The organism is Lysinibacillus sp. NPDC093688 (assembly GCF_050280145.1).
Taxonomy (GTDB): domain Bacteria; phylum Bacillota; class Bacilli; order Bacillales_A; family Planococcaceae; genus Lysinibacillus; species Lysinibacillus xylanilyticus_B.
This window is the reverse complement of the sequence record NZ_JBNNUX010000001.1, coordinates 266,094-290,681: the sequence shown is the minus strand read 5'-3', so window position 1 is coordinate 290,681 and position 24,588 is coordinate 266,094. Positions and strand designations below refer to the sequence as shown.

Annotated in this window: 29 protein-coding genes and 1 pseudogene; 6 read left to right on the top strand and 24 right to left on the bottom strand. The window is 34.5% G+C overall.

Annotation, left to right across the window (positions count from 1 at the left end; translation table 11 throughout):
• Positions 1-226: 226 nt before the first annotated feature.
• Together ACQKN2_RS01385 and ACQKN2_RS01380 are read left to right on the top strand one after the other, a co-directional pair.
• The gene (locus ACQKN2_RS01385; RefSeq protein WP_403008393.1) at positions 227-442 is read left to right on the top strand and encodes a hypothetical protein; all 216 of its coding nucleotides are present in this window, start codon (positions 227-229) and stop codon (positions 440-442) included.
• A 445-nt stretch (positions 443-887) separates the two neighbouring features.
• Positions 888-1,082, top strand: coding sequence for a hypothetical protein (locus tag ACQKN2_RS01380; protein WP_427413325.1), 195 nt, complete (start codon positions 888-890; stop codon positions 1,080-1,082).
• A gap of 421 nt (positions 1,083-1,503) precedes the next feature.
• On the opposite strand, the gene ACQKN2_RS01375 is transcribed toward ACQKN2_RS01380, so the two are convergent.
• The 9 genes from ACQKN2_RS01375 to ACQKN2_RS01335 form a co-directional block, all read right to left on the bottom strand.
• Positions 1,504-2,322, bottom strand: coding sequence for a hypothetical protein (locus ACQKN2_RS01375; RefSeq protein ID WP_427413324.1), 819 nt, complete (start codon positions 2,320-2,322; stop codon positions 1,504-1,506).
• A gap of 16 nt (positions 2,323-2,338) precedes the next feature.
• Positions 2,339-2,467 (bottom strand): hypothetical protein, encoded by a 129-nt coding sequence (locus ACQKN2_RS01370; RefSeq protein WP_427413323.1) that lies wholly within the window; start codon positions 2,465-2,467, stop codon positions 2,339-2,341.
• A 190-nt stretch (positions 2,468-2,657) separates the two neighbouring features.
• Positions 2,658-3,560 carry a hypothetical protein gene (locus ACQKN2_RS01365; protein WP_427413322.1) on the bottom strand — a complete coding sequence of 301 codons (903 nt, stop codon included), beginning with the start codon at positions 3,558-3,560 and terminating at the stop codon, positions 2,658-2,660.
• Between the two features lie 2 nt (positions 3,561-3,562).
• A complete protein-coding gene (locus ACQKN2_RS01360) occupies positions 3,563-4,441 on the bottom strand; it encodes a head maturation protease, ClpP-related (RefSeq protein ID WP_427413321.1) in 879 nt (292 codons plus the stop codon).
• 299 nt (positions 4,442-4,740) lie between these two features.
• Positions 4,741-4,887, bottom strand: coding sequence for a Com family DNA-binding transcriptional regulator (locus ACQKN2_RS01355; RefSeq protein WP_427413320.1), 147 nt, complete (start codon positions 4,885-4,887; stop codon positions 4,741-4,743).
• A complete protein-coding gene (locus ACQKN2_RS01350; protein ID WP_427413319.1) occupies positions 4,884-5,225 on the bottom strand; it encodes a pathogenicity island protein in 342 nt (113 codons plus the stop codon). The genes ACQKN2_RS01355 and ACQKN2_RS01350 overlap by 4 nt, the downstream gene beginning before the upstream one ends.
• A gap of 334 nt (positions 5,226-5,559) precedes the next feature.
• A complete protein-coding gene (locus ACQKN2_RS01345; protein WP_427413318.1) occupies positions 5,560-8,088 on the bottom strand; it encodes a DUF927 domain-containing protein in 2,529 nt (842 codons plus the stop codon).
• Positions 8,089-8,157: 69 nt separating this feature from the next.
• Positions 8,158-8,427, bottom strand: a complete 270-nt coding sequence (locus ACQKN2_RS01340) for a hypothetical protein (protein WP_427413317.1) — start codon at positions 8,425-8,427, stop codon at positions 8,158-8,160.
• Between the two features lie 16 nt (positions 8,428-8,443).
• On the bottom strand, positions 8,444-8,614 hold the full coding sequence (locus tag ACQKN2_RS01335) for a helix-turn-helix domain-containing protein (protein ID WP_427413316.1): 171 nt from the start codon (positions 8,612-8,614) through the stop codon (positions 8,444-8,446).
• A gap of 143 nt (positions 8,615-8,757) precedes the next feature.
• Between ACQKN2_RS01335 and ACQKN2_RS01330 the strand changes: the two genes are divergently transcribed.
• The 4 genes from ACQKN2_RS01330 to ACQKN2_RS01315 all read left to right on the top strand — a co-directional run bounded on the left by ACQKN2_RS01330 (position 8,758) and on the right by ACQKN2_RS01315 (position 12,641).
• Positions 8,758-9,624 (top strand): helix-turn-helix domain-containing protein, encoded by an 867-nt coding sequence (locus ACQKN2_RS01330; RefSeq protein ID WP_427413315.1) that lies wholly within the window; start codon positions 8,758-8,760, stop codon positions 9,622-9,624.
• A gap of 49 nt (positions 9,625-9,673) precedes the next feature.
• A complete protein-coding gene (locus ACQKN2_RS01325; RefSeq protein ID WP_427413314.1) occupies positions 9,674-10,879 on the top strand; it encodes a tyrosine-type recombinase/integrase in 1,206 nt (401 codons plus the stop codon).
• Between the two features lie 425 nt (positions 10,880-11,304).
• Positions 11,305-11,412, top strand: coding sequence for a YjcZ family sporulation protein (locus ACQKN2_RS01320; RefSeq protein WP_082172721.1), 108 nt, complete (start codon positions 11,305-11,307; stop codon positions 11,410-11,412).
• A gap of 635 nt (positions 11,413-12,047) precedes the next feature.
• Positions 12,048-12,641 carry a YdeI/OmpD-associated family protein gene (locus ACQKN2_RS01315; RefSeq protein ID WP_427413500.1) on the top strand — a complete coding sequence of 198 codons (594 nt, stop codon included), beginning with the start codon at positions 12,048-12,050 and terminating at the stop codon, positions 12,639-12,641.
• A 144-nt stretch (positions 12,642-12,785) separates the two neighbouring features.
• On the opposite strand, the pseudogene ACQKN2_RS01310 reads toward ACQKN2_RS01315, so the two are convergent.
• The 15 genes and pseudogenes from ACQKN2_RS01310 to ACQKN2_RS01240 all read right to left on the bottom strand — a co-directional run bounded on the left by ACQKN2_RS01310 (position 12,786) and on the right by ACQKN2_RS01240 (position 24,545).
• Positions 12,786-13,403: pseudogene (locus tag ACQKN2_RS01310) on the bottom strand (NUDIX hydrolase).
• A gap of 70 nt (positions 13,404-13,473) precedes the next feature.
• Positions 13,474-14,130, bottom strand: coding sequence for a GAP family protein (locus ACQKN2_RS01305; protein WP_427413313.1), 657 nt, complete (start codon positions 14,128-14,130; stop codon positions 13,474-13,476).
• A gap of 23 nt (positions 14,131-14,153) precedes the next feature.
• Positions 14,154-14,894: a MerR family transcriptional regulator gene (locus tag ACQKN2_RS01300; RefSeq protein WP_427413312.1), complete on the bottom strand. Its 741-nt coding sequence runs from the start codon at positions 14,892-14,894 to the stop codon at positions 14,154-14,156.
• Positions 14,895-14,912: 18 nt separating this feature from the next.
• Positions 14,913-15,062 carry a hypothetical protein gene (locus ACQKN2_RS01295; protein WP_370047503.1) on the bottom strand — a complete coding sequence of 50 codons (150 nt, stop codon included), beginning with the start codon at positions 15,060-15,062 and terminating at the stop codon, positions 14,913-14,915.
• Positions 15,063-15,318: 256 nt separating this feature from the next.
• Positions 15,319-15,912: a signal peptidase I gene (gene lepB, locus ACQKN2_RS01290; protein WP_427413311.1), complete on the bottom strand. Its 594-nt coding sequence runs from the start codon at positions 15,910-15,912 to the stop codon at positions 15,319-15,321.
• A gap of 238 nt (positions 15,913-16,150) precedes the next feature.
• Complete coding sequence (locus tag ACQKN2_RS01285) at positions 16,151-16,384, bottom strand: hypothetical protein (protein ID WP_427413310.1); 234 nt, start codon at positions 16,382-16,384, stop codon at positions 16,151-16,153.
• Positions 16,385-16,398: 14 nt separating this feature from the next.
• Positions 16,399-16,602 (bottom strand): hypothetical protein, encoded by a 204-nt coding sequence (locus ACQKN2_RS01280; protein WP_427413309.1) that lies wholly within the window; start codon positions 16,600-16,602, stop codon positions 16,399-16,401.
• Positions 16,603-16,855: 253 nt separating this feature from the next.
• Entirely contained in the window at positions 16,856-17,293 is a 438-nt protein-coding gene (locus tag ACQKN2_RS01275; RefSeq protein WP_427413308.1) for a TetR/AcrR family transcriptional regulator, read from the bottom strand.
• Positions 17,294-18,110: 817 nt separating this feature from the next.
• On the bottom strand, positions 18,111-18,923 hold the full coding sequence (locus tag ACQKN2_RS01270; RefSeq protein ID WP_427413307.1) for a hypothetical protein: 813 nt from the start codon (positions 18,921-18,923) through the stop codon (positions 18,111-18,113).
• A gap of 33 nt (positions 18,924-18,956) precedes the next feature.
• Entirely contained in the window at positions 18,957-20,477 is a 1,521-nt protein-coding gene (locus ACQKN2_RS01265; protein ID WP_427413306.1) for an aldehyde dehydrogenase family protein, read from the bottom strand.
• A gap of 14 nt (positions 20,478-20,491) precedes the next feature.
• Positions 20,492-21,037 (bottom strand): hypothetical protein, encoded by a 546-nt coding sequence (locus ACQKN2_RS01260; RefSeq protein WP_427413305.1) that lies wholly within the window; start codon positions 21,035-21,037, stop codon positions 20,492-20,494.
• A 21-nt stretch (positions 21,038-21,058) separates the two neighbouring features.
• Positions 21,059-23,005, bottom strand: a complete 1,947-nt coding sequence (locus ACQKN2_RS01255) for a primary-amine oxidase (protein WP_427413304.1) — start codon at positions 23,003-23,005, stop codon at positions 21,059-21,061.
• A gap of 152 nt (positions 23,006-23,157) precedes the next feature.
• Positions 23,158-23,349 (bottom strand): hypothetical protein, encoded by a 192-nt coding sequence (locus ACQKN2_RS01250; protein WP_427413303.1) that lies wholly within the window; start codon positions 23,347-23,349, stop codon positions 23,158-23,160.
• A gap of 87 nt (positions 23,350-23,436) precedes the next feature.
• Positions 23,437-23,982, bottom strand: a complete 546-nt coding sequence (locus ACQKN2_RS01245) for an N-acetyltransferase family protein (RefSeq protein WP_427413302.1) — start codon at positions 23,980-23,982, stop codon at positions 23,437-23,439.
• Positions 23,983-24,017: 35 nt separating this feature from the next.
• The gene (locus ACQKN2_RS01240) at positions 24,018-24,545 is read right to left on the bottom strand and encodes a cysteine hydrolase family protein (RefSeq protein WP_427413301.1); all 528 of its coding nucleotides are present in this window, start codon (positions 24,543-24,545) and stop codon (positions 24,018-24,020) included.
• Between the last annotated feature and the right edge of the window lie 43 nt (positions 24,546-24,588).

Below are 24,588 nucleotides of genomic sequence, written 5' to 3'. Positions count from 1 at the left end.
GAATTACTGGAAGCTGGTTATACGATTGAGGAAATTAAAGCAGCCTTTGAGGATTATTGAACAAGCTAAACAGTCCGATACGGAACGTGGAACAGATAACTAACAAAGTTGTTTGTTTTTATTATGTTTTTGGTCACTCAAATGAGTGGCTTTTTTCTTCGGTATAGAAATCATTTGATTTATATTTCACATGATTTATAATAGTCTTAAAAAAGGAGTGTTAGGCATGAAACTTACAGAAAAAGTAGAGGCAGTTGTTAAAGCTGCACAGGCTGCTAAAAATGGTGAGGGCGAACATACATCGTATCGAATTTTTAAAGAGTGTGGGCTTACACAAGGGGCAATCAAACGCTATGTAGATGGTGTAAGTGACATTAGTCGCATGGGATTGGGCGTAGCTGAAAAGCTTGGTGAATACTACGATAATCATCTAGCAAAATAAATAAAAAAACTTTTGTAAATCACTTGATTTATATATCAAATGATGTACAAATCAAGTATAGAAAGGAGGTGAAGGATAAGATTCTAGCTACCTAGTAGCTATCGCAACAATCGCAAACTTACTTACAAGTTCAGCGAAAAACATAAGCGATATGAAAAGTAAGAAAAAAGAAAAGCGACGCTCTCCGGGCAAGAAGAAACGTCGCAAATAACTACACCGAAGGAGGTTAAGCCCTCCTTCCCTATAATCTTATCACATCCATCTCATTATGAAAAATATAGGATATGTTGTGGCATTGGCATTTGCCTTGTATGTATTAACAGATATGGTGAACTGGAAAGAACCAAAGTTCTTCGATTATTCAATGATTGTCATTTACTCAATCTGCTTTTTATTAGCAATATTAAATATCGTAGTTTATTTCAAGAAAAGGAGAGGATAAACGTTGACTGAGCAAAAAACATCTGAAGCACAGAAACGTGCTACACAAGCGTACCGAGAAAAAAACAGAGAAAAGACACGTAAACAATCGGCAAAAAGCGCAGCTAAAACGTACATTAATAAATACTGTGATTTAGATGATCTAGCTGAATTAAAACAGCTAATAGATGCTAGAGAAAAGGAAATACAAGGTGAATAATCACAAAATGACCAGGTACTCAAATTTAACGAGCGCCTGGTCATTTATTGCTCATCTCTCAAAAAGTTTATAGTTGGAATATAACTCACTATTTCAGCACAGAATAGTTTTTAACTGAATAAAAAAGAGGTGAGTAAAATGAAATTTATATTTATAATAAAACCTACCTTCAACCAGCTAATAATTCTTTTGCTTTTAGTAAAAATCCTCTTCTTGTAATTAAATAATTAAGAAGATGACGGCACTTCAAACGAGTGTTGTCAAACTTTAAATAAAGAAATACATAATGATTGTTTTGCTTTAGGTATAACAAAAAGCCGCACCTAATTAGATGTGACTTTCAAAAAAGATATACATATAAGACTTATACATTGCAAAGAATGTTAAGAGTGATGCAATAAAATGAGCAAACTTGTAAGGTTCACAAATCCCATTGCTCTTTTAATTTAGTCAAAAACTTCATCTTACTTCCATCATCCCCAGACACATCTGGATGGAACTTCTTTGATGCCATTCTGTAGATTTCATGTAGCACTTTCTTTTCATCATCTGTGTAGTTACAGTGTGAAGTGGTATAGTAACTACTACTGCCATTACCCGAATAATTACTGTAGTTACGCTTAAAACTTTCCTCGTAACTACGCCTTGTATATTCTTCTTGCACCTTTTTCTTAACCTTTAGCTCCTCTAAGTAAGTTGGATTACGCAATGTTCCAAATACGTCGTAGCAGTACTCATATTCGTCCTGACCATATTCCTTGTTAAATGCCGCTTCTGCCGTTCTGTGTGCTGCAAGTATCGCTTCTTGTTCCTTCTTAACTCTATATTCTTCCGTCTGCTGGAACTCCTGCTCAATTCGCTTTATTAATGGCTCTAGTTTAGTATGGACAAGCTCGTGAAACGTATTTTCTTCAATACCCATTTCATTTAGTTTTTCCTTTAATGTACGGTCAGAATAATGATCACCGTACCAGGAGTCTACGAAATCGTAATAGCCCATTGTGCAGATTACCCATTGTTTCTTTTTCACTTTGCCCTGTTCTCTATAAGAGTGGTGAATACTAATCTTATAGGCATCTAGTATGGGTCTTTCAAAACGCTCATCACTATACATGTAGCCATAATGTACAGAAGGTCTATCATTTCCTATGCTCCAATTATTAATTGTCACTTGCAGTTCCTTGTGTGTGCCATAGGGATCCTGCTTCTTCTTTTGTATTTTCTGAATGACACAAAACATATATACGACCCCTTTCTTATGTAGTTACTCTATCAAGTTGTGTAGTACCTACATAAATGTTGTATTTAAAACTAACGATTGAGGCGGGTACTTGAATATCTACATTTATTTCACCTGTTTTGAGCTCGATTTCAACCTTTTTCACATCTCTCATCCCGATTCATTAAAAACGCTGTACGGGCTTTCTGAGCACCAAAAACCCCTATATAAACGTCATCTACAAACCTTGGCACACTTAATCATTTGTAAAAGACCACTCATAAAGAGTGGCCAATGTAAAACTTCACATATTTATCTTCTAATCCAACCAGCAATCACATACTTGGAAAGAGTTTTTACATCTTTTGATTTCTTCTTTGTTCAGCACTTTCCATAGCTCTTGTATTACTTTCGTACATGGATTGTTTACGGTCATACTCTCGTTGGGCCTCTTCCTCATGAAATTTACGAATACTCTCTTTTTTCACTTCAATTTGTTGACTCGTAAATTCATTAAAAGATATGTCTGCACGTACCTCTAACCATTTCATATACATTTCTGTTAGATTGACATTATTCTGAGCTTTTTTACAGTAGTGAAAAACGTCTTCTTTTAACAGATCTTCTGGTGAACAAATTTGTTCAGTTTCTTGTGCTGTTTTCGCACGGATAGTGTGCTTGAATTGTTGGACCCGTAACTGCTCTGATTGATCTTGTAAAAAGTCAATCAGTTTATCCAATGACCCTTTAAGATTCCTTAAATCTGAATATGTTGTGGGATAATAACTCTCATAAGCTATGATTAATTGTTTCAATTGCTGACGTTGGTCATATGATAAATATCCTTCTTGAGAAATATCATATCCTTGTAATAAAACTTGCTCATTAGCCAATTGTTCGGTTAATTCTTTAACTGCGGACTTCAATTGTTGTACTTTGTTAAGATCGCCCGATAATTCAGCCTTTGCTAATTCCCGTGCTTTGATTTCTTGCTGACGCTTCAATTCAAATATTTCTTGCTTTTTTTGTTGGATGCTACGCTGCGCTTGCTCTTTGATTAGTTGCTCTTCTTGAAAGAAATTAGAAAGTGCTTGTTCTGCTTCATTTTGAGCATTCAAGGCCTTTCGTTGTGACTCCTCTGCGCTTTGAATGTGGGAAGCTACGATATTTTCAATACTTACTTTTAAAGGGTGTATATCCAACATGCCATTTTTCAAATTTGTCGTAATAACTTGTTCTAGCGTTTTTCCAAATTTCATCTTTATTCAACTCCATTTTTTAAAATATCCGCTAATGCGGCTGCTTCTTGTAATTCAGTAAATGACATTCCAGGTACACTATTATTTTCAACTAGTTGTTGTTGAGCCTTTTCCTCAGATGAAGCTTTAAATGCTTGAACTAACATTTGTTCTGTATGATTATTTTCTGCCATCTTGCCATGTGCTTTTAATAATTGCATGTCTCTATTTTGTGGCGGAATGGCTTTATTATTTGTTCCTACCTGATTACTCTTTTGCGCTAACTTCTGGCGCATTTTATCAATAACAGCCTGTGGTAAAACACCATTTGTTAACAGTGGAATATCAAAACTGGCAACAGCACCTATTTCCTGTTCAAACATGATTGTGTCGATAAAACCTAACTCTTTAGCTTTCTGTGCATTCATCCAGGTTTCTTTGTCCATCATGGCTTTTAATTTTGCTTCACTCAAACCCGTTTTGGCTGTATAAGCATTCATAATAGACTTGTTAATATTTTTAAGAAATTCACTTGTATGATCCATTTCACGATAATCACCATGTACAGAAACACTTGCATTATGAATCATTAATTGAGCCGTTGGGGACATTTCAACATGGCTACCGGCCATCGCAATTACACTTGCTGCCGATGCAGCCACACCCACAATTTGAACGATTACTTCTCCAGGAAATGATTTTAAAGCTGTATAAATTTCAGAAGCACTGAAAACAGAGCCTCCTCCACTATTTATTAAAACGTTCACTTTTGTTGACTTTGTTTTTTTAGCAGATTCTAATTGTTTATTGATAATACCTGGACTAGTCGCAGGAATATTGAAATAATCATAAATCTGCTGCTCGCTATCTGAAATGATTGGACCACGTATGTTAATATTCATTTGTTCTCAATCCCTTTCTTACTTTCGCTTTGTATACTTTCCTTACTTTCGCTTTCTGAGTATGAAAATCTGATTAATACTAGGATTGTTACTACTCAAAGCGAAAGCGAAAGTAAAAATTTTTGAATAAAAATAGACCACTTTTGGGGCTCGCAAGCCCCGCACGTAAATAAAGCCTCAGAAGGACCCATATGCTGGCCGGACTTCTAATTGAACTCAACTACCACACCCCCTAATAAAGAAAAGCCTAATAACATACACCTCGCTGTGCAGCTACTGGACTTCATGAGTCTCTAATGTTATTTAACTTTGTAATGATTGATTGCTTTACAGCGTGTGCATTTAATCTCTGTATCATAGTCGGCATCTGCTAACCTATATACCCGTGTAGTTTTTAGGAATAGTCTTTTACATGCTTTGCATTTAACTTCTTTAAACTCTGTCATCCTTTTGCCTCCCTATAATAAAATGCTACTGGTAACCATCTAGGAGAATGATAAGCTCTCGTTTCTTTCGCAATTGGTAATGGTATAGAACCACCATCTGCTATGTAAGCAATCAGATGAATAGTTTTACAGATGATAGAACCTTCTTCCAATAACTCATTAATTAGGGCTACAGCCTCATCATTCCAATCTAGCCATAGAATGAGATTTGTATCACCTTGTAATGATTGATCTCCTTCATAATGAAAATGATTTTCTTCAAATAGTCGTTCTATTTCCACAAACGATGTACCAGAGTGTGTTTCGATATAATTTAATAGTTTTTGTTTGATCGTCATAATTCACCTACCTAAAATTTGTAACAACACATTCTTAAATATCAAATTACGAAAGTTGTGTAATTAAATGACACACAATTACACACGTTTGTCATACTACAAACGCCCTTATATCTACGTTTCATTAGGTAAATTACAAAATTACACATTTTTTTATAATAGGTCATAATATAAAATTAACTCTTGTTAAAAATAACTACTTCATGTGTAATATATATATTTGTGTAATTTGTGTAATTTGTGTAATTCATATTGTTTACTCCTACTGCTTAAACATTTTAAAAGAATTACACAAAAAACATCTACAACATAAACTGTGTAATTTGTGTAATTATCACCGACGTTCGGAAAAATCAAATCCCAATTCTGCTATTATTGAATTATCTAATGCAATAGCTCTAAACGGGATTTTTTTATGAGTAATGGCTTTATAATCTACTTCCTTTCCTCTATGTTCAAATTTCTGAGTATATCCACGTTTTAACCATACTGCGCGAATAGTTTTTTCTTCTATACCAAGAAAATCTTTGAGAAACTTGGGTGTTATCCACAATGTGTTATTCTTGAATAATGCCTTTATTTCAACACTAGGTTCATATTCGTAAAAAATAGATTTACGATCAGCTTGTAAGTCCTGTAGCATCATTTCAAGTAGTTGCTTAGGCTTGTCCAAGGCTTTGTTTTCGGAAACCAATTCATCAAATAATCTGTATAGCTGTATCAAATCAATATCTGTTTTGAAGAAAATATTCAGTAGCTTGGCTGTAAAAATTAAGACTGCAAAGTTTCGAGCAACGCGAACAATAACTGGATTGCTCTCAGCTTTTTCCTGGCACACTTTTACATACCCCATAAACTCAGGAATTAGAGTTTTTTTATGTTGTTGCCATTTTGCTACAAACTGCTTGCCAACTTCTCCATAATAAGAGTCGATTCCGTTATGTAAGCTAGTGAAGAAACTAGCCTTCACATTTTCAAATGGAATCCCCTCAATGGAGATAATACGTGCAGCCACTCCACCTTTTTGCTCCGCATAAGCTGTAAGGCTTGCCTCACCAGTTGAAATTAAGATGTTATTCCAAGTAAACTCTTGCTGACTCCCTGTTGTGGATCCACGCCCTTTTGAACGCCCACCACTAAAGTTATAAATGAAATCACCTAATGTTTTTTCATTTGCTTTTCGTGAATCATCCAGTATCAAAGGAAAACTATTCAAAAAAGTGGTTTTACGCTCTGCTGCTACCTTTGTTATGTTCCATTCACTCATTAATGTGTCCGTACCCCAAACACTTGCACAGGCTCGTAGAATAGTAGTTTTACCGTTCGATGTTTCACCAGCAAAATCAATTACAAAAGGCTGCAGCTTCAAATCTTTTAATAGAACAGATGCAAAACTAGCTAGTACCATTAACAATGCTCTGAGATGCTTTATAATAGGATTTAAAACATGTTCAATCCAATCTTCAACTGTTCCAGACGTTTGAAAGGCATCTAGTAGCTGCTTTTCTCCTAAATCATTTGGCTTAATCATTACTTCTTTTGACAGCATCGGATGAACGAAATAACCTTTAATATGGCCAATTCGACTAACCAAATGTTCTCGTGTTACTTTAGATTTGTTATGCAATAAGTAACTGTAAAAGTAATCAATCATATTTTTCGCATTATTTTCTGTGACAGCTAGGGATCTATTGGATAACATAACTAACTCTTTCCTGGAACCAATTTGAGAAGCGAGAACAATAGCTTTTCTCAGTCGATGTTCGTCTTTCCAATTTAGTTCATAATACAAATCATCCGTCTCAACATTTTCAAATGATCTCACTATCAAAGGAGATTGACTACAAATTAAATTTTCCTTTTGCTCTACTGATCCATCACGAAATACCTTTTCGGAAATTTGATAAAGCGCACCATATTTAATTTGGTACCCATATGGAATCAAATCAATTTTTTGATCTGGAATAAAAGTATTCTTACACTCTCGAATCGCCTTATTAATTTGTTCATCACCATAAGTGGTTCTATTTTGTTTACGATCCCACTTATCACGCATTAAGGAGGATTTCCTAAAGATACTGTCCATCATTTGATAATCACAATTAGCCCAAAATGCCAAGTCATTTACAAATGCCATATCTGCTTCGGATTGAGAACTATAGACTTGCTCCCACCCCCCATAAAGGAAAGCTTTAAATCGATCACCGTTTTTACTTTTCCCAGCAATTTGTATAATTTCAGATTCGGAGAGTACAGCTTTACCACGTCCCTCAGTTTGTTGTGGAAGTGGAGCTTTTGATTCTTCACGTTTAAATACCTTTTCAATAAACGATTCAATATCCTTTCCTTCATTTATCGATAAATCATTTAACGCCTCTCCAGTGAAAGTAATAAATCGCTTGCTACTATAAATCTCATAACCAAGCTTTGTATTCTTATTCTTAAATTTATCACTATAAAGCTGAAAATTTTTAATCCATACATGTATTCCTTTTCCACTTGGTGATATCTCTGCATACGATAAATTAATAATTTCATGTGCTAACTCTGGTAATGTATCTATGCTTTCAATATTATCTATATCAATGCACACGTATGGATCCGTTTCAGATAAAACAAACCCTATACCTTCCCCTACTCCATCTTCATAAGCTTCATATATCTTATCGAAAGTATTCCAGGTTCGAGAGTTAGTGCTACTCGCTTTTTGTATCCCATTACTACGATAAGGAACCTTTGTAAATACACTTTGCTTCTCATCCCATTCGGCCTTCCACAGTATCCAATTTTTAAATTGTTTGAGTTCTTCTGGAATGTTTTCAGCAGCGACTAAAAGAATTTTTTCTTTCTCCAATATTGCCATCTACTCACCTACTTTCTTTTCTGCCGTTGTTAATTCCCCCTATACACACGCCGCCCATGCTGTGTATTTTCACCATTCACTTGTAATTTCACTAATTACTTCAAAAGCCTGTCTCGCTGGCCACCAGCGTTTACGATTTTTCTTAACCTCAATGGCTCGCATACGTACATCACATACAATTTCGCTTTCTAAAAATCTAGGTGACATACTCATTAGCTCTGCCATCTTGTTTAGATCTATCAGCCACAATACTTCCCTCACTTCCTCATCAAGCCTCTTCTCTATGTACTGTCGGATGGCTTGTTTATCAATATTCACCTCGATGTTTGCCGGGATCATAATTACCACCCCTCCATTAAGCTGTTGGTGCAGCTAACCATTGTTCAATTGTTTCGCGATGAAAAACAATCTTTCCACGCAATTTCTTATACGGTATTTGATTATTTCGTACCATTAAATAAACCGTTGCAGTACTTAAGTCGAGTAGTTTCGCAATCTCTGGAACTGATAAAACGAGCTTATCCATTTTAAACACCTCTCCAATCAAAATATTCATACTAGGAATATTCCTGATATGAATATTATTATAAATTATAAAATAATGCAATAGATTATATTCATTTTGGGAATATTAATGTATATTAGTATTAAATAAACGGAGGTGTAAAAATGTTGAGTTTGGGCAAAACCATTAGAACTGCTAGAAAAGAAGCAAGTTTAACAATGAACGAATTAGCTGAAAGAACCGATCTAACTCAAGGTTATGTTTCAAAAATTGAAAATGATTTAAAAGTACCGACTCAAGAAGTTCTACAAAAAATTTCCACTACATTAAAAACACCTTTTAATGAGCTAATGGCCAAAGCTGGTTATATAAAAACGTTTGGTCAAAGTGTGCGAGAATTCAGAGAAGAAAAAGGTTGGACGTTAGAAGAGTTGGAGAAAGAAACCATAAATTACGAATATGGTGAACCCATATTCATTAATAAAGAAAAGTTATATCAAATAGAAAATGGTGAGTATAATGAGCCATCAGTATATGAAATATATTTATTATCCTATGCTTTAGATGTACCGCCTTGGTCTTTCTCAACTTTCGAATTAAAAACTCCAAACACTGACCTAATTGAATTTTTAAATACACCGAACAAACCTGATCCAATTAAGCTAATGAATAATGTGTTAAATACAATGAAAACTAGATTAAACGAGGAAGAAACAACAAGTAACAGTAAAACAGGGATTCTTTCACAAATTCATTCTGTCGAAGATAATAAGAAAAGATATATCGACCAATTAAATAAACTAAGTCTAAACAACAAACACATTATTGAAGAACCCATTTCAGAACCTGAATCTGAAGAAGAAAAATTAGATAAATTAAAAGTTATGCTTTTATCAGAGAGCCCTACTTACATGAATGGGGTAGAATTAACCATTAAACAAAAAGAAACGATTCTTCAAGCATTAGACGGAAATTTTGAACTTATTAATGAACACTTGACATTAGATAAAACCGAATCTGATAAAGATTGATTATTTATACTCACCTATTCCTGTACACACGCCGCCAAGCATGAAAGGAATGGACAAGGTGAAACTATATAAATCAGTTAAAGAACCTGAAATATATCACTATTTCAATGCAAATGAAGAAAAGCTATGGATGTTTCGACATAAGTATTATGATGCTACTGGAAAGCGGAAAGAAAAGAAGAAAAGTGGCTTTAAAACAGAAAAAGCAGCATTGAAAGCCCTACTGGAAGTTAAGGCTGCAACGCTGCGTGGTGAAACTAAACATATAGAAAATGATAACCTAACTGTCGGACAATGGCTAGATATGTGGTTTGAAATGAATAAAGGAAAATGGAAACCTGCTACAATTGAACAACGTGAGATTTTTATAAAGCTTTATTTAAAACCCTATCTAGGGTCATATAAGATACAAAAACTAGATAAAAATATTTATCAAAAAGTATTTATAAATGCCTTAGAAACAAAATTAAAGCCTTATTCAATTCATTCCTTGCATAAGACTTTTAGGACTGCCATTAATGCAGCTGTAGCAGATGAAATTTTATTACGTAACAAACTACATGGTGTTGCCCTACCCTCTATAAGAAATAGAGAAGCTGAAAAGAATTACCTTACACCATTGCAACTAAATATATTGCTAGATCATATTAAGCGTAACGAAAATATAGCCTACTATACTTTATTTTTAACAATTGCCTATACTGGCATGCGAAAAGGTGAAGCTTTGGGGCTTCAATGGCGTAATATGGACTTTGATAATCGAACAATCACTATTGAGCGTCACAGAGGAAATAACGGTATTGGAACCACAAAGACACAAAACAGTGAGCGTACCATAAAAGTTGATGATATTGTCTTGCAGCAGTTAAAGAGTTATAGAACGGCTGTCAAAGCTTTGTTGCTATCATATGGCCGTAGATTAAATGATAATATTTCGAAAGATGACTCTTTTGTTTTCATATCTCCTTATAATGGTGAACCTTTCATTCCCACAGGGTTAAACGCAAAATTTAATCGTGCAGTAAAGGCAGCTGGACTTCCAGCGACTACAATACATGGATTACGGCACACACATGCCACAATTTTGATGAATAACGGTATCCCTGTTAAAGCAATTGCTGATCGTTTAGGAAATACGCCTGAAATGATTCATACTGTTTATGGTCATGTTCTTCAGGAGTTGGAGGAACACACTATATCAGTATTTAGTCAAAGCTTAAAAGAAAATGGGGCTAAAAGTGGGGCTAATATATAACAAAAACTCATCTAACTCTTTATATATCAACGTTTATAGATATTCAATTATTTTACCAAATGTAAAGTGACCTAAGCGCACATTTCGGGGGCAAGATTGGGGCTATATAATTTGGTGTTTAATGTGTAGGATTGGGGTTAATTCTCCAGTCCTTTTTATTTTCCCTTCCACAAAAAAACTGCCACATTTATAAGAACATGGCTAATCTTCACAAACTGCTAAATATTTCCTCATAGGCACCGTCAGCATCCATTTGGTTAACCTCCTATTAAGGATAATAAAAAGCCACGACTCATAGCGAGTATGACTTTAGTTAGTACCTAAACAGTGTATTTTTAAATCTTTTACTAAGCATCCCTAAGACAAATATCTCAGTTCCGTTTGACAACTGTACATATAATAATTTATAGAGAGGAGGCTATATTATGTCTGAATATTACGGAAGTGGAACTGGTTCAGCATTTGCGCTAATTGTTGTTCTATTCATTCTTCTGATTATTGTCGGCGCTACTTTCATGAATAAAGGTTATTAATACCCAATACCTCCTATATGCTCATAACTGTTGTAAGGAAATACTAATTTAACCTTACACCTTCAAATCTTTACTAAGGGTCACTATCCTCCGGGTGATCCTTTTAAATTTTCCTCTTTCAAGATTCTGTGCCTTATGCCCTCTCGGAAAAAATTTGCTCCAAGCCATAGAGCCCCCCTATTTGCATGTTAACAAACCAAATAAAATAGACCCTTAACAAATATTTATTAAGAGAGCTTTATAAAATCTTAATTTATCACTTATCTCCAACTGACTTTAATAAATTCACAAAACAAATGTCGATTCGTATTTGTCATCTAAATTTCAAAGTTATTAACGGATAGTTTTTCCCTTCCATATTTTTTGTTAGCTCAAAACGCACGTCTTTTTCGCTTCTTTTCGTCTCAGCGATATTAATATCTGTTCCTGGGAGCTTTTCTCAAATTGACGGCAATCAAATGGCAAAAGCACAATACTTCAACATTTGCCCATTATTTGTATCTAAAAAAGAAGCACTCGTTCCACTGAAGTGTTTTCCGTAATGAGCGAAATTAGTTCCCTATTTTTAGCTAGACATGACACTAATTAATGTTTTATTATAAATCGATTAGATAATTGTAGAGGGGTGTTCCTTGATGACAAATAGTAGTATGAATCCGAAGGTTGATGAATTTTTAAATAAAACTAAAAAGTGGCAGGAAGAATATTCGGTGTTGAGAAATATCGTTCTTGACTGTGAGCTGACTGAAGAATTTAAATGGATGCATCCTTGTTACACGCTTGGAAACAAAAATGTCGTGTTAATCCATGGATTTAAAGATTATTGTGCGCTTCTGTTTCACAAAGGTGCCTTGTTAAAGGATACCCATGGGATTTTAATTCAGCAAACGGAAAATGTACAGGCCGCGCGCCAAATTCGTTTCACTAGCGCTCAAGAAATAGTTGGAATGGAAACCATCATAAAAGATTATATTCATGAAGCCATTGAAGTTGAAAAAGCAGGTATAGAAGTGCCAATGAAAGAGCATAAGGAATACATCATTCCTGAAGAACTTCACAATAAATTTAATGAAATGCCTGCCTTAAAAACGGCTTTTGAAGGATTAACGCCAGGGCGACAAAGAGCATATATTTTAAATTTTTCTCAGCCTAAACAATCCAAAACTCGCGTGTCAAGAATTGAAAAATACACACAGCACATTCTCGATGGCAAAGGATTAAATGATTAAGTTTCTTATAGTTGTTTTACACTATAAATATAAAAGTCCAATTTCTTAAACATTATTATTAAGAAATTGGACTTTTATCATTTTATAGAAATAGTACCGATTGTTTATCATAGTTAGTTCAACGCTTTCATTAACTTATCATTATTAATCAAATATTGTATCTTTAGTAGGGTCCCTCAAAAATTCAAAAAGCATTTTGATTTGAGTATCTGTATTTCTCCCTAAAGAAAGCTTCGGTAAATGATCTTCATTATAAAATTTTACTCCTTTTGTTTCCAAACCATTTCTTGCTTGCCCGCCAATAATCTCACATTGAACAAATAATTTATAATAATGATATGGTTGAGGTGGATGAGGATGCTTATTCATATCCAATAAAGCAAGCAATTTCGTAGGAACTACATCGTATCCAGCTTCCTCTTTAATTTCTTTCACTATGTTTTCACTAGGCGATAAACCTATATCACAAAAACCACCTGGCAAAGACCATTTATCATCAATTTTTTCTTCTACCATTAGTATTTGATTGTTTTGAAATACTACTCCTCGAACATCTATTTTAGGTGTTTGATAACCCGTTTCATTCGTAAATAAATCCTTGATTTTTTTCATTTCTAACCCAGTGTATTCTCTCATTATCTGAGCACTTAAATTTCTTAATTCTTCTTAACGTTCAATATCGTAAACATCTTTTGAAAAAGTTAATCCTGCCTGGGAAATTGATTGTATCTTCTTAGCCCATTCTAACCATTTATAACTCATGGCGAATACCTCCCTTTATTAAAATCAACAAAATGATAGACGCTGTAAAAAAAAGAATTATCCGTTACATTCACAAATAATCAATAGTGTAAAAAATTAATATCACCCCTACTATACACATCATCCAGGATAAGGCAGAACTTGAACTGCTTGTTATTTTATTCCGAAGATTCACTAAGGTAGGGTTTATCCACTTTCCAAACAATTTATATCCTAAAAATATAAACAGCGCTGGTAGAACCATAATAATATTGTATGCTGCTATAATTGGAAGCCACTGATGAAAAGGCATATTTATTGTCGTTAATAAGCCAATAGCGGCAAAATACGGTAAAGCCATGCCTGCCTCAATGATAAATGTTGTAATACCAATAATAATAATTGAGAATATGCTTTGAGTTTTAGGCTTTGGGATATTACTTTTTTTATTAGCAGGGATAAAAAAACTAGCAGTAAATAATATCACCCCTACTATAAAGATGACCCAGCTAACTATTTTATTTTGAAAAATGTTAGAGAATGCTTCTATAATAAAATTTAAGCCTAACATCATGACGATACCTAATGAAAAATAGAGTAGCCCAACCGTAAGAAGATATGCTAATAATCTTGATGTTAAATTTCTATTGTCTGTTAAAACGAGAAATAGAGTAACACCAATAATCGTAGGGCTTATTGTATCTAAAAGAGCTAAGCCACCCAAATAAATTAATATATCTGTTCCCATCTTTCCCTCCACATTTCAAATAACTATGATTTATGTCCGAGATAATATATATATGCCTTTTCCATAAAGTTAAGGATTTCCTTATCCAATGGATATAAATTATATTTTTCGGATTCCTCAGGTGAAATTCTAATGTCCCAAAGTTTATCTAAAAAAGCATCTTCGTCATTAAAGTCTTCACCTTTTTTTACATCCATTCTCTTAATGATATTTTGTATTCGTGTATGACTATAACCAAGGTGCATATGTTTTTTTAATTGCCCTACTAAAGCAATCCACTCTAAAGAGTCTGGATCACTACTACCCATTTTCGGAAGTTTTCCTAGTACTTCCGTGTTTTTAAAATTTAATGTATCTCGATTATTTTTTAACACTTCTTTAGAATCCTCATTATTATATAAATCCATAATTTTTTTAATCCTAAATTCTTCACCATCAATCGCTATACCGTTTATTAGTTCCCTTAAACTAATTTCTATCTTTGAAAGACGGTCCTGTTCACTTATCACATAAGATAGTTGTTTAATTAAACTATTGGACCAATCCCATTCTTCGGACTCTAACATCATTTTAATCTCACTTAATTGAAATCCTATAGTTTTAAAGAATTGTATTTGCTGAAGTTTCTTTAACTCAGTGTATGAGTATAACCGATGACCTCCTTCAGTTTTTGAGACAGGTTTCAGAAGTCCAATTTTGTCATAATATCTAAAGGTTCTAACTGATACACCACTCAGTTTTTTAAATTCGTTAATATGAAACAAGTTAATACCCCTACTTTCTTATTCATTTGTTTTATTAAAAAACATGGTTTTTAACAAGTAACCAATTCCTAAGCCGATTAGTACCCCCGGAAAAGCATTATCAATCAATAAACCGACTCCTGCTCCAATAATAACGCAAGCATAAATAATAATATCGTCTTTCTTCATAATAGGATTCTCCTTTTAAATGAGTGTTAAAGTAAAAGCTCTACTAACAGTATAAAAGATGACGTAAGGTCACTTTCAAGTCATTTAAACATCCTATTGCATAAAATTTGAAACTGGCCCAATGATACCCTTTGTGTGTCTGCTTTCCACAGATGTTAATTTAACAAATGACAATACAAAAAAACCACTCATTGTGGAGTGGTCATGTTTATTATCTTTATCATGTTTTTAGACTTTGGATAAGTCTTGTTCAATTCTAGTTAAAGTTAAGGTCAATATGCTTAGGCGGCCAACAGACGATACTTGTTGTACCCATTATTTTTTCTTTAGGGATGAAACCTACCACAGGATTTCTACTATCATTACTTACACGACGATTATCACCTAATACAAAATAATGTCCTTCAGGTACCGTAGTTTCACCTAAGAGTTGATCTAGCGTAAAATCATAAGTGAGTGATCCAGTATCTTTTAATTCCTTCTTGAATTGTTCTAAATAAGGTTCACTGAACTTCTCTCCGTTTATGTATAATTGATCATCCTTATACTCGATTTTATCTCCTGGTAGACCAATGATACGTTTAATAATATTTTCTTCTTCATTTTTGTTAAGAAGAACATTTTCAACAACAACAACGTCAAATCGATCAATAGACTTAAATTTCGGACCGATTCTGTTAATAATAACACGGTCGTGGTCTTCAAGTGTCGGCATCATAGAAGCACCTTTTACGAGTACTGGCGTAAATAAAAACTGTTTGATGACAAACGACACCAATAAAGCGAATGCAATCGCCTTTATCCATTCAACTAACTCATTCTTTTGTTTTCCCTGTACTTTTTCTTCCAAAATTTCACCTCCTACTATTTCTCTTATTTAATACGTAAAAAAGTGGAAAAAGTTTCAATTTTCTATTCATATAATTAAATATTTATTCTCAAAAAACATCAAGAAATCATTTTATGCGATTGATGCTATATCCATTAGTATCGCTACCAGAAACGATTAAACGACCTGAGCACTTAAAATTCAGCACTCAAGCCGCTTCATACATCTTTTATCCCCTGACCAGGTTAATTCAGTCATTCTAATATTTTCTTATTTCATTGGTTGTTGCAATAGAACTTAAAATACCTATTGTCCCGAGAACTAACAACGATTTCGAGGGACCAATAATTCCCAATGTTAATCCTCCAACTCCTACGACAGTTGTAAAAAACCTACTATATTTAAGTTTTGATGTTGTTACTTTCGACGTTTTCACATTTACCCCACCCATCTTATTTACCTTAATCAAAGCAGTATCTAATTGTTTAATCATTTAAATTACCTCCGTTAGAATTGATTTAATAAATAATCAATAACTGGATTAATTAATAGCAAGAAGCTGGAGGCCAATACATATACGCCATATTTTTTCTTTGTTAAAATACAAAACAAGCCAATAATAAATACCACAATTGCTAGTCCAATTGATATGTAGCTGAATATTCCTAAATTATTATTTTGTTGCAAGATATCTAATATTAAATTTTTCAAAGCAAATACCCCCAATTTTAATGTTTGTTTCTGCTAGTTAACACAATGGTCAATATTAGTATTTTTGTTTGCTAAAGAAGACGAATTTGCAAAAATTTTATCTATTGAACTTTCGAGTAGAAAATTGAATATTTCGCATTTGTTATAAACTAAATCTGTTTTCATCGCTGCGGTATATAAAAGTGTACAAAAGATTCCATATGCTCTTTCCTTGGAAATTCTCACATCTAGATTTGAACGCTCTAAAGCATCCTCAAAAAAATTTCTTATCATTTTCTCTTAGACTTTCAATTTTTTCTTTAGGTAGCTTTTTTAAAAACAAATGGTAATCTGGATTATTGAAATTATATAATGTAGGATGCTTTACATACTCTTCAAAAAGCCCGTTCATAGCTCTTTTAAACCCTTCTACACCTGAGTTAGTCTTTATCATAGAGTGCCATTGTTCTTTCAATTGATTTTGAATCATTGACAGTACTTCTAGAAAGAGTTCTTCTTTTGATTTATATAGCCTGTAAAAAAATTCAGTTGATATGCCAACTTCATTCGTAAGTGTATCGATGCTAGTTAATTTGTACCCTTTCATTTTCCAACTCTGAGCACAACTTTCACGTAACTTTTGTTTAAGCAATGGAATTTCTTCATCAGTAAAATTTTTAGCCTTTAGATCGGTTCCTCTAATTAGTATCATTTAGATCAGTCCCTTTCATTTCGTACTTTAATTGTAAGAATCGATATTCTCTTTTTTCTTACTCATTCCTTACAAGTTTATTAATTTTATAAAGCTAAAGGTGAACTAAATTGAAAAAGTAGAAATATGGATTAGGCTTAATCAAGCTGAAAAAAGCCCTCCACAGAAGATTGCGGAAGGCAAAAGAAATATTTTCATTCGAAACTTGTCCTTATAAATATTTAAAGGGAGACAAGCTTGCCTCCCTCTCCATCAAAATTTAATATAGGGCGGTTTATCAAAACCCCCGCCTCGTGCCAATACTTCTACCGCCGTCATTTTCCCAACGATCAATGTCCCAAACAACATCAACATCTTCCCTGCCGTCATGTATTTCTCCGTTAGGAAGGGTACCAGTTCTTACTATAGAAATAATACATCATCCTTTTTTTATCAATTTCGCCTTGGCGTAATTGAGTCCGGATTTTGAATTGTGCCAGCACAATTCATTCCTTTCAAAATCCATGACATCCGCCGGAGGCTTTATCTTCATTCAGTAGGTGTTTGACTGAATGAAGATAAATATTCCATGTTTCTATTTTATGTAATGTTTTTTGTTTTGTTCATCGCCAAATATGGAGGGTTGGAGCTAATAATCCAACAGCCACAGAACATAGAACATAGAACCATTTAAGTATCGCTGAACTGCTTGAAATCGTTGTTCAGCATTTACTTTTGTCATAAAAAACCCCCCGTAAAAGTTAGATTGATGTCTAACTTTTACAGGGCAGTTCACATTAGTATGTTTTTTATAAGAAAGAGTGAAAGCTTTGAGGGGCTAATAAGATAGAAACTTTCGTTTTATATTTTTCCAACCTAAAAATTCTTTTATATATTCAGCAGGTGTAATTACAAGTAAGCTTTTAAATTCTTTGTAATAATGTGAAGGATCATAGTAACCATATTGGTCAATGTTTACAGGTGTCTCTTCAAAAGAAAAATGTTGAAGTAAGAGTTGAATACGTATGAATTTACTTAGTTTTTTTGGTCCAAAACCTGTTTTTTTGTAGAAAAGTTCTCGGATATATCGCTCAGAATAACCTGTTTTATGCTGAATTACATCTGGTAAGAACAGCCCATAATTTTCAATAATAGAATCAAAACAAGTAGCGAATATTTCATCACCCAAGCTTTTTTCCTTTTTTTGAGAGCAAAAATACTCATTACAAATCTGCACTCTTTGTTCGAAATCTCCTGCTTCAAAAACAGCTTGTATAAATTTAGAGTCTAGTGTGCAGCCTAATTCAACATTAACAAACTGTTGTTGAACAATTTGTTTTAATGCGCAATTGTATTGAATAACTGTTTGTTTTGGATTTAGACGAACACCAAAATATTTACCTTTTGGGGTAAATGAATAAATTTCACGTGTAGTCGGGGTATTCCCTAAGACAACCTTTTGATCTTTGCCCATGTAAAACATTAAATCTTGGCAAGCATCAGGAATGACATGAATATCACTATTAATGCCTATTGGTTCAAACTCATAATAAAATAGTATATCCTGGTTTAACTTGCTGTTTGGAGTCAGTTCTCTATAAGAATACGTTTTTTGGACCAATTCAGGTTGGATTGGATAATAGCTACTCAATAAGCCGCCCCCTCACTTCACTCTTAGGTAAAATTAAAAGAATCCTTGCGCCTGTTCATTGTAACTAGCTAAGACACATTTAGTTGATTGATACGATTCTAAAGCTTTTAAATGATTTTCTCGACCGACGCCTGACTTTTTGTAGCCGCCAAATGCTGCACCAGCAGGGTATTGGTGATACGTATTTATCCAAACACGTCCTGCTTGGATCTCTCGACTCGCTTTATAGGTAACGTTTGTATTACGTGACCATACAGCTGCCCCTAATCCATACATCGTATCATTTGCAATTTCAATCGCTTCCTCGAAGGTTTTAAACGTAGTCACTGCCAATACAGGACCGAAAATTTCTTCTTGGAAAATACGCATTTTGTTATTGCCTTTAAAAATAGTTGGTTTAATAAAATAACCATCTAAATTATCAAGGTGATTTTCGGCGCCACCGATTAAACATTCTGCGCCATCTTGTTTGGCAATTTCAAAATAAGAAAGAATTTTTTTATGTTGTTCTTCTGAAGCCTGTGCACCCATCATTGTTTCAAGTTCGAATGGATCACCAACTTTAATTTGCTTTACTCGTTCAATGGCTTTTTCCATGAAACGATCATAAATAGACTCATGGATCAAGGCTCTAGATGGACAAGTGCAAACTTCACCTTGATTTAAAGCAAACATAACTAATCCTTCAATCGCCTTATCTAGATATCCGTCATCAGCATCCATGACATCTTCAAAGAAGATATTAGGAGATTTGCCACCTAACTCTAGTGTAACAGGAATTAGATTCTCAGATGCATATTTCATAATCAGTTTGCCGACATCTGTAGAACCCGTAAAGGCCACTTTGGCAATACGAGGGCTGGAAGCTAACTCTTTCCCTGCCTCTATACCAAAACCATTAATGACGTTTAATACACCTTTTGGTAATAGGTCTTGAATAAGTTCAACTACGAATAAGAATGATACCGGCGTTTGTTCTGCTAATTTTAATACAACACTATTTCCCGCAGCAAGTGCTGGCGCCAATTTCCAAGCTGCCATTAAAATAGGAAAGTTCCATGGAATGATTTGGCCAACTACACCAATAGGTTCTTGGTAATGATAAGCTACTGTATCCTCATCAAAAGGTGTCATTTGCCCTTGTTGTGCGCGAATGGCACTTGCAAAATAGCGGAAATTATCAATTGCCAATGGAATATCAGCATACATAGTTTCACGAATCGCTTTCCCATTATCCCAAGTTTCTACCCTTGCAATTTTTTCAAGGTTTTCTTCCATACGATCAGCAATGGCTTGTAAGATACGTGCCCGTTCTGCTACGGGTGTTTTCCCCCAAGTTTTTTGGGCTTCATGAGCGGCATCTAATGCTAGCTCTACATCTTCTTTTGTTGAACGAGCTACACGTGTAAATACTTCTTTCGTGATAGGCGTAATATTATCGAAATACTCTCCATTTACAGGTGCTACCCATTCACCACCAATAAAATTGTCATATTTCTTTTTAAATTGAATTCCAAATTCTTCAATATTCGGTTTAACATTTACCTTTACCATAATTATCGACCCCTTTAATGATGATTATGATGCTGTTGTTCTTCTTTGACAGGTACCTCATTTTGAATCTCAAAACTACTTAATACTAGTACACAAATTATTAAACCAGCCACAATGTAAATATGCTTTGGAATGGCTTTTATAAAGATAGGAAACATCTCACGATTCCATACACCGATAGAAATGATAGCACTTACAATAAACATCATTGTAAAAAAGATAATGCTTAACGTTAAATATTGGGTGGTCATTAATGTTAGCATTGCGCCCATCATTGCTCCCATAAAACTAGATCCTACACTTTCCATGAATAGGTACATTGGTAAGCCTATTGACAGTAAATAGCCTAATGCAATAGAAATAATAATAGATGCTATTGCACCTAGTACCATATCGGGAAGCCAGGTAGCCATATTCATCCCAACAGCAGTACTCATTGTCATAGAAATCAGCATTATACAGCACTTGGCCATGCCATGATTAGCAAAACGCTGTTTTAATAAACGGTTAGTGATTACCGTAAAAGTAACAATCACCAACATGCTTAGGAATGGTAGCATATAATCACTCCTTTAAGAGTTTCATTGTATATGACAAGACGAAGTTGTGTGACACTTCTTGTCCGGTCTAGGAACGTCTAATGCTGGGTTTCGATCAAAGAATCCAACTGGTTTTAATTGGAAATTAATATATGCAGTTGGCATTACAGGCCAATCTTCAGGGCGCGGAATATGATGATGGCCCATTGTGTACCAAACGACGATATCTTCATCATCAATTGAACGGTTATTCTCAACGTATTTTGGAAGTCCGTCTCCTCCAGCATGTTGATTTGGATACATACCTGTTGCATATTTTTCATTTTCATCAAATTGCGTAACGTGTAAATGATGTTTAAGGAAACCAGCACGTTTCATAACGCTTGCTTCTTCATGAGCAAATGGGAAGCAATTTTCGCCAGGCAAAATTTTATATCCAACAGGTTGATTCACTCGGTTAAGTGAGTTTTTATTGATAATTTTCCAAGTACGCTGAGTTTTTAAATCTAAATTACGTAACGCTTCCTTCTCCGTTTTAAAGATACGTGAAACAGGATAGAAACCATTGCTATTCGGATTGTGTTCTCCCAATGTTTCTGATACTGTTTCTGTTTCAACTACTGAGTTATTTTCACCATCTAACATCGTATCAAGTCGGAAATTAAAGAAGTGTTGATGATGTGATGCGTTTAATCCTGGAGAAATCTCAGATCCATATTTTGTTTGGATGCCATCTTCACATGTACCAGTGCTTAAAATACCTGTTAGTTTGACTTCAGCTTCAATCGTACCGTCTTGGTAGAAACTCCAATAGAAGCCGTAATCATAATTTCCAACTGTACAGAAGAATGAAATCACTAGTCGACGTGAGCGCCGTACTTCTACATGGCCTGTACGCCAATCTGTATGTTTCCAACCAATCCCGTAATCTTCTTCGTGTAAGCAAATCGCATTTTTGATCGTACGCGCATTTCCTTTAACATCAGCTACAACACCATCAAAGTATTGAATTTCGCCTAAGCAGTCGCAACCTAGTTCTAACGAATTGGCTAATTGACCCATTCCATATTCACCAGCATCAAAGGCATTTTGTGTGTTATGCGAAAATGTTGGTTCACCATAAGGGACAACCATTTCTGATAATGCTGCACGATAAAGAACTGGACGATCCTTGCCTTTGTCATGGTAATTAATTGTGTATAATACAAGGCCCTCACGTGGTGTAAATCCATAGCGGAAACTCCACTTTTGCCATTTGATCAAATTACCTTCAATTGTAAAGCTTGGACCTTCAGGTTGAATGATTTCCAATGGTTTTAAGTCATTTCTAAATACAATTGATTCATCAACTTCAGGATGGTAATTACCTGATGTTGTTGGAATTGGACGTGCCCCGTGATCTTCTACTTTGTAAACTTCCATTTTGTTTAGGTCTACATACGTTACAATACCAGTTAAAGGGTAAGCATATCCGTTATCTTCTAGTGAATGTTTTTGCCAACAAATCGCACGAAGTAAGCGTTTATCTTCATGTTCCTGAACGCCAAAATTCCCTGCTGACCAAGGATCCACCATGATTAAATCAGGATTATCAATGCCACGTTTCTGTAAAGCTGCTACAAAATCAGGGTGGCTCTTTACTAATTCTTCACATTGCTCAAATTCCTCTAAGGCTACATTTGGTTGTACGCCAGGAATATATTCGTAGGAATCAACTTTTTCTGAAGTTAAATTTACAACTGCTTCAAAGGTTTTCAATTCTTTATCATCTAAAATCACTAAAAATACTTGGCGGTCTACAGTATTACCTGGTTTGTAATTTAGTACTTCTGATTTTTTAGGTTCATGTAACATCACCGACATAAATCGTACATGTTCAGACAACTGTTGCTGTTCCTTGACTAATTGAACAGCTTTTTCAATTTCTACTTCAGATAATGGTGATAATGGGTGGCTTAGCTCAATGTTTGGATTAACCTTTACTGACATTCTATCAACCCCTTATAATTTGTTCTCTTTAATTATAATCAGAAAATTCAGTGAAGTGATTGTAAATAACGGCATTTTTATAGATAAGTCATTTTTAGCTAAAAATATACAGTATTTTCTACTTTAAGTGTCATTTATTCTCGCAAAAAATACTAATTGAGCTGTTTTACATAATCACTAGTAATCCACCAATCTATTTGGAAGCGATCAGATAGGAGACCACCATTTAGACCGCCTTCCATCTTGCCATAGCGATTCTCAATATACGTATCACAAACTCTATGTAATTTCGTTAAATTCAAATATGCATTACGTGTTTGCAAAGGAACGTATGTCCAGGTCATTTCTCGTAGCCAATTTGAGAAGCAAGTTGTTTTTGTTGTAAAAAAAACAGCTAAGCACCTATTTGCTTAGCTGAGTTTATTTTAAAATTATGCCTTAATTCTTCCCATGACAATCGTATTATAATAGTTTCCATCTGAAAGGAGTTTATCATTTTTTAAGACGCCTTCAACTTCAAAGCCAAGCTTTTTATAGAGCAAAACCGCTTTGTCATTTGTCTCTACAACAGTCAAGGCCATTTTTTTAATGTCATTAGCGTCAGCCCACTCTATCGAAGCATTCATGAAATTTTTTCCTATCCCATAGCGCCAAAATTCCTTTAAAACACCTACACCAAATTCTACTTTATGAGCAATTCTTTTAAATGGCGAGCCCGCACATCTAGAAAATCCGACAATGCGATTATCAACCACTGCCACTAAACACAAATTTCTTGGACTTTCTGTGTCTTCCTTAATAATCGCTTCAAATCCTTTCGCATCGATAAAACCTTCCCCTTGTTCCCTATCGAAGTTTTCCGTTTCTCCATCAAGTTGTAACCTTAAATCTGATAATGCTTGGGCATCTTCGATATCGGCGGATCTAATTGCATACTGAAGTTCATTGACAATAAATTCTTGGCTGTTTATGAGCATTATTGAAACCCCTCTTTACTTCATTTCTCTTTACTTCATTTGAAAAAAGTACATGGCTGAATGTTCACGAATCGATTGTGCCAAACGGACTCGTGGTGCTTTATAATTTGCTGTGCGGTTAATACGTGACTATGTAGTGTGGTATGTGCACCTTCAACTAAAATATTATGATGGTATCCATGGCTGTAAGCATTTCGAATGGTCGTATCAAGGCAAAATTCTGTCTGAGCACCAGCGAAAATAAGCTGCTCAATTTGTTGTTCTTGTAAGTATTGTGCTAATTCCGTTTGATAGAATGCATCCCACGTTGTTTTTTGAATCACTTTATCCTCGGGTTGTCGCAGAAGCCCGTGATATAGTTCCCAGCCTGGCTTACCAAACGCAAAATCGTCATCCTTATTTGAATCCGTATGTTGGATGAAAATAATAGGAACTTTACTATTCCGGGCCCAGGTTATTAACATATTAATATTATCTAACACTTTTTCATAATCAAATAAGTAGTTTTCACTATCTAAAAAGAATGCTTCCTGCATATCCACGATAATTAATGCCTGCTTCATATAGTTCTCCTAATCTGACTTTAATTATCTTATTGTACAAAAA